This is a genomic window from Tabrizicola sp., assembly GCF_036781545.1.
GTDB lineage: Bacteria > Pseudomonadota > Alphaproteobacteria > Rhodobacterales > Rhodobacteraceae > Tabrizicola.
On record NZ_DAIQAT010000147.1, the window covers coordinates 1 to 8,604 of the forward strand.

Below are 8,604 nucleotides of genomic sequence, written 5' to 3' on the forward strand. Positions count from 1 at the left end.
TGGCTGGTGGCGGTGGTCGTCGCCTCGGACGTGCTGGGCTATTTTGCCGGGCGGATGCTGGGCGGGCCGAAGTTCTGGCCTGCGGTCAGCCCGAAGAAGACATGGTCGGGCACGGTGGCAGGCTGGATCGGCGCGGCTTTCGTCGGGCTCGTCTGCGTGGTCTGGACGGGGGCGGACTGGCTGCTGGTGCCGCTGTCGGCGCTGGTGGCGCTGGCTGGGCAGATGGGCGACATCCTGGAAAGCTGGGTCAAGCGGCGGGCGGGGGTGAAGGATGCCTCCAGCCTCATCCCCGGCCATGGCGGGGTGCTGGACCGCTTCGACGCGCTGATCGGCGCGGTGGTCATGATCATGGCGCTGGGGCTGGTGGCGCCTGTCACCGGGCTGTTCGGGGGCTGAGGATTGCGCAGCCTGTCGATCTTCGGCGCGACCGGGTCTGTCGGCGAGCAGACGGTGGATTTGCTGCGCCGCGCGGGCGGGGCCGAGGCTTTCCGGGTGGTGGCGCTGACCGGGGGCCGGAACCTTTCGCGGCTTGCGGACATGGCGCGGGAACTGCGGGCGGAAGTTGCGGTTTGCGCTGACGCCTTGGGACTGCCGGAGCTGCGGGAGCGGCTGGCGGGTTCGGGCGTGGAAGCGGCGGCGGGGCCGGAGGCGATAGCCGAGGCGGCGGACCGGCCTGCCGACTGGGTGATGAGCGCGATCGTCGGCGCGGCGGGGCTGGTGCCGGGGATCCGCGCGCTGCGGCATGGGGCGGTTCTGGCTTTGGCCAACAAGGAAAGCCTGGTGACTGCGGGGCCCTTGCTCATGGCCGAGGCGGCGCAGCATGGCGCGCGCATCCTGCCGGTGGACAGCGAACATTCGGCGATCTTCCAGGCGCTGGTGGGCGAAGACATTGCCGCGGTCGAGCGAATCATCCTGACGGCCTCGGGCGGCGCGCTTCGCGACTGGCCGCTGGAGGCTTTGGCGAAGGCCACGGTCAGCGACGCCCTCGCGCATCCGAACTGGGCGATGGGGCAGCGGATCACCATCGATTCGGCCAGCATGTTCAACAAGGCGCTGGAAGTCATCGAGACGCGGGAATTCTTTGGGGTGGAGCCGGAGCAGATCGAGGTGATCATCCATCCCGAAAGCCTGATCCATTCCATGGTGGGCTACCGCGACGGGGCGATCATGGCGCATCTGGGGGCGCCCGACATGCGCCATGCCATCGGCTATGCGCTGAACTGGCCCGCGCGGGCCGAACTGCCGGTGGCGCGGCTGGATCTCGCCCAGGTGGCGACGCTGACCTTCCGGGCGCCGGACCTCGCGCGCTATCCGGCGCTGCGGCTGGCGCGCGCGGTGATGGCGCGGCGCGGCCTTGCCGGGGCGGCGTTCAATGCGGCGAAGGAAGTTGCGCTGGACCAGTTCCTGGCGGGCGGGATCGGATTCATGGAGATGGCGGGCGTGGTCGAGGCGGTGCTGGAGGCGATGGACGCCGACCTGGGCCGCGAAAATGCCACCATGAGCCTTGAGGATGTGCAGGCCGTGGACCATCTGGCACGGATACGGGCAGCAGAACGGGCGGGCGAAATCGCGCGCGGCAGAGCAGGAGCAGGCAGATGGACATGATTGTGGCGGCCCTGGGGGGCACGGTCTGGACGGTGGCGTTCTTCGTCCTTGCGCTGTCGGTGATCGTCTTCGTCCATGAATACGGACATTACATCGTCGGGCGCTGGTCGGGCATCCATTCCGAGGTGTTTTCCGTCGGCTTCGGCCCGGTGCTGTTCAGCCGCACCGACCGGCGCGGCACCCGCTGGCAGGTCGCGGCGATTCCCTTCGGCGGCTATGTGAAGTTTCTCGGCGACGCGGATGCGTCTTCGGTGCGGCCCGGCGATGTCTCGGGGCTTTCGACGGCAGAGCGGCGGCACACGATGGCGGGGGCGCCGCTCTGGGCGCGGACGGCGACGGTGGCGGCGGGGCCGGTGTTCAATTTCATCCTCGCTTTTCTGCTTTTCGTCGTCGTTGCGTTCGTGACAGGAACCGTTCGTGAAGAGCCCACGGTAGGGAAAATGCATGCGCTGCCGTCAAGCGGCGAATCTTTGCATGAGGGGGACGTCATCCTCGCGCTCAACGGCAAGCCGACCCCCGATTGGAACAGCTTTGGAACGATCGCCGACGATGCCAAGGGGCAATCGACCGTCTCGTACACCGTCCGCAGAGGTGGCGAAGAGGTGACCGTGGTCGGCCCGCATCCAAATGCCGTCATCGTCGGGGATGTGACGATCCGGTCTGCCGCCCTTGATGCGGGCATCGAGATCGGTGACGTTCTCGTTGCTGCAGGTGGCCAGAAACTGCAAGATTTCAACCAGTTGGTGAGTATCATCACAGAAAGCGGCGGAAAACCGGTCCCGCTGACAATCTGGCGCGAAGGAAAGACGCTGGAACTGTCGCTAACACCGCGCCTGCGGGTGGCCCCGGACAATGATACCGGGGAACTGACCGAGCGCTATATGATCGGCTTGGCATCAGGCCTTGTCTTTGAACGCGCGGTCCGCCCCGTCAGTCTGTGGGAAGCGGCAACCGGTGCGGCGAACGCCATGTGGCTGACCACCGAGTCCATGTTTGCTGGCCTCGGCAAAATGTTTCAGGGTATGATCAGTACATGCGGTCTGTCCGGGGCTATCGGAATGGCAAAGACGGTCGGCGACGCCGCTCGCATCGGCATTGATGCGTTTGTCGCTGTCGTCGCGACCCTTTCTCTGGGCATTGGGATCATCAACCTCTTTCCCATTCCGGTCCTCGATGGGGGACATCTGGTATTCTACGCGTACGAGGCCGCAACGCGCCGCAAGCCGTCGGAGAAGGCACTGAAAATTTTGATGACGGTCGGTCTGACGCTGGTTCTCTCGCTGATGATCTTCGCGCTCAGTAGAGATCTGGTCTGCGCATGATCCGGGTATTCTGAGCATCCCGCCTCATACGGCTTTGCCGTGAGGCCACAACATCTTGCAAAGTTATCCACAGCGACCGCAGGCTTTTGACAAAGCTCGGCTTTGTGGGTAGCTATCCGGAAACAGAATGACACGGCGAGGATGCAACATGCGGATGACCCAAAGCGCGGCCAAGGGATGGTCGTTTCGGGCCACGTCTCGGGCGCGTCTGTATGCCACGGCGGTTTTCCTCGGCGCTGCAACGGCTTCGGCGCCCTTCCTCACCCCGGCTTTCGCGCAGGTCTTTTCGTTTTCCAACGTCGAGATCCAGGGCAATGAGCGGGTCGATGCCGCAACCATCCTGAACTATGCCGGAATCAGGCGCGGGCAGGAGGTGTCGGCCGCCCAGCTGAACGACGCCTACCAGCGGATCGTGAACTCGAACCTGTTCGAGAAGGTTGACCTGGTGCCGCAGGGTTCGACCCTGGTGATCAAGGTGGTGGAATACCCGATCGTCAACGTGATCAGCATCGAGGGCAACAAGCGGCTGAAGGACGAGAAGCTGTCCGAACTGATCAAGTCGCAGCCGCGCCGGATCTATTCGCCAGCCCAGGCCGAGGCCGATGCGGCGGCGATCGCCGAGGCCTATCGCGTTGCGGGGCGGCTGGCGGCCAGCGTGACGCCGAAGATCATCCGCCGCAACGACAACCGCGTCGATCTGGTGTTCGAGATCAGCGAGGGCAAGGTCGTCGAGAACGAGCGAATCTCTTTCGTCGGCAACAAGGACTTTTCCGACCGGCGGCTGCGCCAGGTGCTGCAGACCAAGCAGGCCGGCTTCCTGCGCAACCTGATCCAGCGCGACACCTACGTGCCGGAGCGGCTTGAGCTGGACAAGAAGATGCTGACCGACTTCTACCTGTCGCGCGGCTACATCGACTTTCAGGTGCTGGACGCCAGCGCCGAGCTGAGCCGCGAACGGGACGCGACCTTCGTCACCTTTACCGTGCGCGAGGGCCTCTCCTACGACATCGGCAAGGTGACGACGGTCTCCGAGGTCGAAGGGGTGGATGCCGCCGAGTTCGAGGCGGTGCAGAAGATCCGCCCGGGCCAGACCTACAGCCCGCTGCTGATCGACAACAACGTTACCCGGATGGAGACGCTGGCCCTGAAGAAGGGGCTGAACTTCATCCGGGTGGAGCCGCGCATCACCCGCAACCAGCGTGGTCAGGTGGTGGACGTGGAATTCGCCATCATGCGGGGCGAGAAGATCTTCGTCGAACGCATCGACATCGAGGGCAACACCACGACGCTGGACCAGGTGGTCCGCCGCCAGTTCCGCACCGTGGAAGGCGACCCCTTCAACCCGCGCGAGATCCGCCAGGCCGCCGAACGCATCCGCGCGCTCGGCTTCTTCGCGGACGCCCAGGTCAATGCCGACCAGGGCTCGTCGCCGGACCAGGTGGTGGTGAACGTCGACGTCGAGGAACAACCGACCGGGTCCTTGAGCTTCGGCATGAGCTATTCGGTGTCCAACGGGGTCGGTTTCAACATCGGCTTCTCCGAGAGCAACTTCCTCGGCCGCGGCCAGGGGCTGGCACTGAGCATCTCCACCGCCTCGGCGAACCAAAGCTCCAGCTTCAGCTTCACCGAACCGGCGCTCCTGGGCCGTGACCTCCGCTTCAAGGTCAACGGGTTCTACCGGACATCCGAATCGGATTACTCCTACTACGACACCCGCAACATCGGCTTCTCGACCGGGATCGGATTCCCCCTGGGCGACGAGTCCTCGCTGGACCTGCGGATCGGCGTGGCCGAGGACAAGATCTACAACTACACCGGCGATTCGGCGATCCTTGCCGCGGAAGCGGACCGGGGCGCGCTGAAGACCTTCTCGCTGGGATATTCCTACGAATACGACAATCGCATCACCGGGCTGAATCCGAAGGGTGGGGTGCTTCTGCGCTTCGGCCAGGATTTCGCCGGTCTCGGAGGCGATACCGAATATATCAAGACCACGGCGCTGGCGCTGGTCGAGACCAAGGTCTGGAACGAGGAAGTCACCCTGCGCGCGGTCTTCGAGGGCGGCGCGATCACCTCGACCGGCGACAACGTGACCCGCGTGACCGACCGCTTCTTCGGCAACGGCAAGATTCGCGGCTTCGAGCCGAACGGGATCGGCCCGCGCGACCTGACGGCGACCAACAACGACGCGCTTGGCGGCAACATGTTCGCTGTGGCGCGGTTCGAGGCCGACTTCCCGCTGGGCCTGCCCGAGGAATACGGGATCACCGGCGGCGCCTTTATGGATGTGGGCTCGGTCTGGAGCCTGGACAACACCAATGGTGGCGCGGTGGACGACAGTTTCATCCCGCGCGCGACGGTCGGCGTGTCGATCTTCTGGACGACGCCCATCGGTCCCTTGCGCTTCAACTTCAGCCATGCGGTGAAGAAGGAAGACTACGACAAGGAACAGACCTTCGACCTGACGATCTCGACCAAGTTCTGATGATGGCCTGGTGGCGCAATCTCGCGCGCCCCGGGCCCCGGCTGCGGTTGGCCGCGGTGGCGCTGATGCTGGCCGGGCCGGTCCAGGCGCAGGATGGGGTGGCGCCTCTCCTGACGCTGGACCAGGACCGGTTCTTCCTGCAGTCGGATTTCGGCAAGGCCACGATCGAGCGCGAGCGTGCGGCGTCTGTGGTGCTGGAGCAGGAAAACAAGCGGATCGAGGCCGAGCTTGTCGCCGAAGAGCAGGCCTTGACCGAAGAGCGCAAGACCCTGCCGCCCAAGGAATTCGCGGCCAAAGCCGAAGCCTTCGACCAGAAGGTCGAACGCATTCGCGCCGAGCAGGACGCCAAGGTGCGCGAGCTGACCGATACGCGGGACGAGGATCGCAAGGCCTTCTTGAAGGCTGCGGTGCCGGTTCTGGGCGATCTGCTGGGGCAGAAGAAGGCGACGGCGATCCTGGACAAGAACCTGGTGATCCTGTCGCTTTCCGCCATCGACGTGACCGACGAGGCGATCGAGATGGTCAATGCCGCCCTTGCCGAAAAGCCGGTTCCCGCGCCGTGACGCGCCGGGCGATTGCCCATGAACTTGTCTCGACCGGCGCGACTTGCTAGCTAGGCCCCAAGGCAGGACCTTGGGACGCGAAGGGGATGAAGATGGATGCAGCCGCTGTCACGACCGCCGATCTGGATCTGATCCAGCGGATCATTCCGCACCGCTATCCGTTCCTCCTGATCGACAAGGTGCGCGACATCGTGGTCGGCGAGTCCTGCGTCGGGATCAAATGCATCACGCTGAACGAACCGCAGTTCCAGGGGCATTTTCCGGGGATGCCGATCTTTCCCGGCGTGATGATCATCGAGGCGATGGCGCAGACCTCGGGCGTGCTAGTGGGCCTGTCGATGGATCTGGTGGACAAGAATGCCAAGGTCTTCTTCATGGGCGTCGACGGCGTGAAGTTCCGCCGCAAGGTGGTGCCGGGCGATGTGCTGGAGCTGCATGTGACGGCGCTGCGCGGCGGTGGCCGGGTCTGGAAGTTCGAGGGCCGGGCGATGGTCGAGGGCGAGCTTGCCTGCGAGGCCACCTTCATGGCGATGTTCGACGTGGCGAAGGGCTGAGCCATGGCGGTGCACGGCACGGCCGTCGTCCATCCCTCGGCCTTTGTCGAGGAAGGCGCGGTTGTCGGTGAAGATTGCTTCATCGGCCCCTTCGCGGTGATCGGTCCGGAGGTGGTGCTCGGGGCGCGCGTCACGGTGAAATCCCATGCCGTGATCACCGGCTGGACCGAGCTTGGCGACGATTGCACGGTCTGGCCCTTCGCCTGCGTCGGCGAGGTGCCGCAGGACCTGAAATATCAGGGGGAACGCACCCGGCTGGTCGTAGGGGCCCGCACCCGCATCCGCGAGGGCGCGACGCTGAACACCGGAACCGAGGGCGGCGGCGGGGTCACGCGGGTGGGCGACGATGTGCTCATCATGACCGGCGCCCATGTCGGGCATGATGCGCAGATCGGCAACCGGGTGATCCTGGTGAACCATGTGGCCATCGCCGGGCATTGCGTCCTGGGGGACGACGTGATCGTCGGCGGGCTGTCGGGCGTGCACCAATGGGTGCGGATCGGGCAGGGAGCGATCATCGGGGCGGTCACGATGGTGACGAACGACGTGATCCCCTATGGCCTGGTGCAGGCCCCGCGGGGCGAACTGGACGGGCTGAACTTGGTCGGGCTGAAGCGCCGGGGTGTGGATCGGGCCGGGATCACCGCCTTGCGCGCCGCTTACCAGACGCTGGCGCAGGAGGACGGCAGTTTCCTCGACCGCGCACGGAAACTGGCCGAGGAGAGCGACTCGCCCTTGGTCCGCGAGATCGCTGATTTCATCCTGTCGAAATCCGACCGCAGCTTCCTGACGCCCAAGGGCGGCCGATGACTGCTGGCATGAGGACGGCGATCATCGCCGGACAGGGCAGCCTGCCTGCCGCTCTGGCCGCGCGGATGGCCGAGCCGCCGCTGGTCGCCGCGCTGGACGGATCCGCGCCGGAGGGGCTGACGGTGGACCTGCGCTTCCGGGTGGAGCGGCTGGTGCCCTTCCTGCGCGCGCTGGAGCGCGACGGGGTGGGGCAGGTGATCTTCGCCGGCGCCGTGACGCGGCCCCGGCTGGACCCGGCGCTGCTGGACGAGGCGACCGCAACCCTGCTGCCACGCCTGATGGCGGCGATGGCGCAGGGCGACGACGCGACGCTGCGGGTAGTGATCGAGCTTTTCGAGGAATCCGGCTTCTCGGTTGTCGGCGTGGAACAGGTGGCCCCGGCGCTTCTGCCCTCTTCGGGGGTGCTGGCCGGTTCGGTAAGCCCCCGTGACGAGGCGGATGCGGCCCGCGCGGCAGCCATCGTCGCGGCGCTCGGCGCGGTGGATGTGGGGCAGGGCGCGGTGGTGGCGCAGGGCCTGTGCCTGGGGGTCGAGGCGCTGCCGGGGACGGATGCGCTTCTGGCGCAGGTGGCCGGGATCGGCGCGCTCCGGCCCGACCCGGCGCGGGGGCGCGGGGTGTTCTACAAGGCCGCGAAGCCGGGGCAGGACCGCCGGATCGACCTGCCGACCCTCGGGCCGGAGACGCTGCACGGCGTGGCGGCGGCGGGTCTGGCGGGCGTGGTCTTCGAGGCGGGGTCGGTGATCTGCCTGGAGCTGGACGAGATGCGGCGGCTGGCGGGCGAGACGGGGCTTTTCCTCTGGGCGCGGGGATGACCCGCCGGGGCTCATCGCTTGCTTCGCGGCGCTCTTCGCGGGGCGCGCCGCCGCGAAGACCGGTCGAAGACAAGCGATGAGCGGTGCGCTGAAACTCTTCCTCATCGCGGGCGAGCCTTCGGGCGACCGGCTGGGGGCGGCGTTGATGGCGGGGCTCAGGTCGCTCGCTCCTGTGGAGTTCGCGGGCGTCGGCGGGCCGCTGATGCAGGCCGAGGGGATGGAGAGCCTGTTCCCGATGGAGGAGCTGTCGGTGATGGGCATCGCCGAGGTGCTGCCGAAGTACTTCCCCCTGAAGCGCCGTATCCGGCAGGCGGCCGAGGCGGTGCTGGCCAGCGGGGCGGAGGCCTTGATCACCATCGACAGCCCCGATTTCTGCCTGCGCGTCGCGGCGCTGGTCAAGGCGGCGCGGCCCGATTTCCGCACCATCCACTATGTCGCGCCCTCGGTCTGGGC

8 protein-coding genes and 1 pseudogene are annotated in these 8,604 nt (G+C 66.4%); all 9 read left to right on the forward strand.

Annotation, left to right across the window (positions count from 1 at the left end; all coding sequences use genetic code 11):
- A partial coding sequence (locus V7Q39_RS16820; RefSeq protein ID WP_333817771.1) for a phosphatidate cytidylyltransferase occupies nucleotides 1-396 on the forward strand: 396 nt, incomplete at its 5' end.
- A gap of 3 nt (nucleotides 397-399) precedes the next feature.
- Nucleotides 400-1,605 carry a 1-deoxy-D-xylulose-5-phosphate reductoisomerase gene (gene dxr, locus V7Q39_RS16825; protein ID WP_333817772.1) on the forward strand — a complete coding sequence of 402 codons (1,206 nt, stop codon included), beginning with the start codon at nucleotides 400-402 and terminating at the stop codon, nucleotides 1,603-1,605.
- Entirely contained in the window at nucleotides 1,596-2,927 is a 1,332-nt protein-coding gene (gene rseP, locus V7Q39_RS16830; RefSeq protein ID WP_333817773.1) for an RIP metalloprotease RseP, read from the forward strand. The genes dxr and rseP overlap by 10 nt, the downstream gene beginning before the upstream one ends.
- 154 nt (nucleotides 2,928-3,081) lie before the next feature.
- The gene (gene bamA, locus V7Q39_RS16835) at nucleotides 3,082-5,412 is read left to right on the forward strand and encodes an outer membrane protein assembly factor BamA (protein WP_333817778.1); all 2,331 of its coding nucleotides are present in this window, start codon (nucleotides 3,082-3,084) and stop codon (nucleotides 5,410-5,412) included.
- On the forward strand, nucleotides 5,412-5,975 hold the full coding sequence (locus V7Q39_RS16840) for an OmpH family outer membrane protein (RefSeq protein ID WP_333817774.1): 564 nt from the start codon (nucleotides 5,412-5,414) through the stop codon (nucleotides 5,973-5,975). Before bamA ends, V7Q39_RS16840 begins: the two co-directional genes overlap by 1 nt.
- Before the next feature lie 92 nt (nucleotides 5,976-6,067).
- The gene (fabZ, locus tag V7Q39_RS16845) at nucleotides 6,068-6,529 is read left to right on the forward strand and encodes a 3-hydroxyacyl-ACP dehydratase FabZ (RefSeq protein WP_333817775.1); all 462 of its coding nucleotides are present in this window, start codon (nucleotides 6,068-6,070) and stop codon (nucleotides 6,527-6,529) included.
- A gap of 3 nt (nucleotides 6,530-6,532) precedes the next feature.
- Nucleotides 6,533-7,339 carry an acyl-ACP--UDP-N-acetylglucosamine O-acyltransferase gene (gene lpxA, locus V7Q39_RS16850; RefSeq protein WP_333817776.1) on the forward strand — a complete coding sequence of 269 codons (807 nt, stop codon included), beginning with the start codon at nucleotides 6,533-6,535 and terminating at the stop codon, nucleotides 7,337-7,339.
- On the forward strand, nucleotides 7,336-8,151 hold the full coding sequence (locus tag V7Q39_RS16855; protein ID WP_333817777.1) for an LpxI family protein: 816 nt from the start codon (nucleotides 7,336-7,338) through the stop codon (nucleotides 8,149-8,151). The genes lpxA and V7Q39_RS16855 overlap by 4 nt, the downstream gene beginning before the upstream one ends.
- An 88-nt stretch (nucleotides 8,152-8,239) precedes the next feature.
- A pseudogene (locus tag V7Q39_RS16860) lies at nucleotides 8,240-8,604 on the forward strand (lipid-A-disaccharide synthase); the annotation flags it as partial.

What these genes read in the sequence shown, in the direction of transcription:
- rseP (WP_333817773.1), top strand. Translation starts at nt 1,596, where the DNA reads ATGGACATGATTGTGGCGGCCCTGGGGGGCACGGTCTGGACGGTGGCG.
- bamA (WP_333817778.1), top strand. Translation starts at nt 3,082, where the DNA reads ATGACCCAAAGCGCGGCCAAGGGATGGTCGTTTCGGGCCACGTCTCGG.
- V7Q39_RS16840 (WP_333817774.1), top strand. Translation starts at nt 5,412, where the DNA reads ATGATGGCCTGGTGGCGCAATCTCGCGCGCCCCGGGCCCCGGCTGCGG.
- fabZ (WP_333817775.1), top strand. Translation starts at nt 6,068, where the DNA reads ATGGATGCAGCCGCTGTCACGACCGCCGATCTGGATCTGATCCAGCGG.
- lpxA (WP_333817776.1), top strand. Translation starts at nt 6,533, where the DNA reads ATGGCGGTGCACGGCACGGCCGTCGTCCATCCCTCGGCCTTTGTCGAG.
- V7Q39_RS16855 (WP_333817777.1), top strand. Translation starts at nt 7,336, where the DNA reads ATGACTGCTGGCATGAGGACGGCGATCATCGCCGGACAGGGCAGCCTG.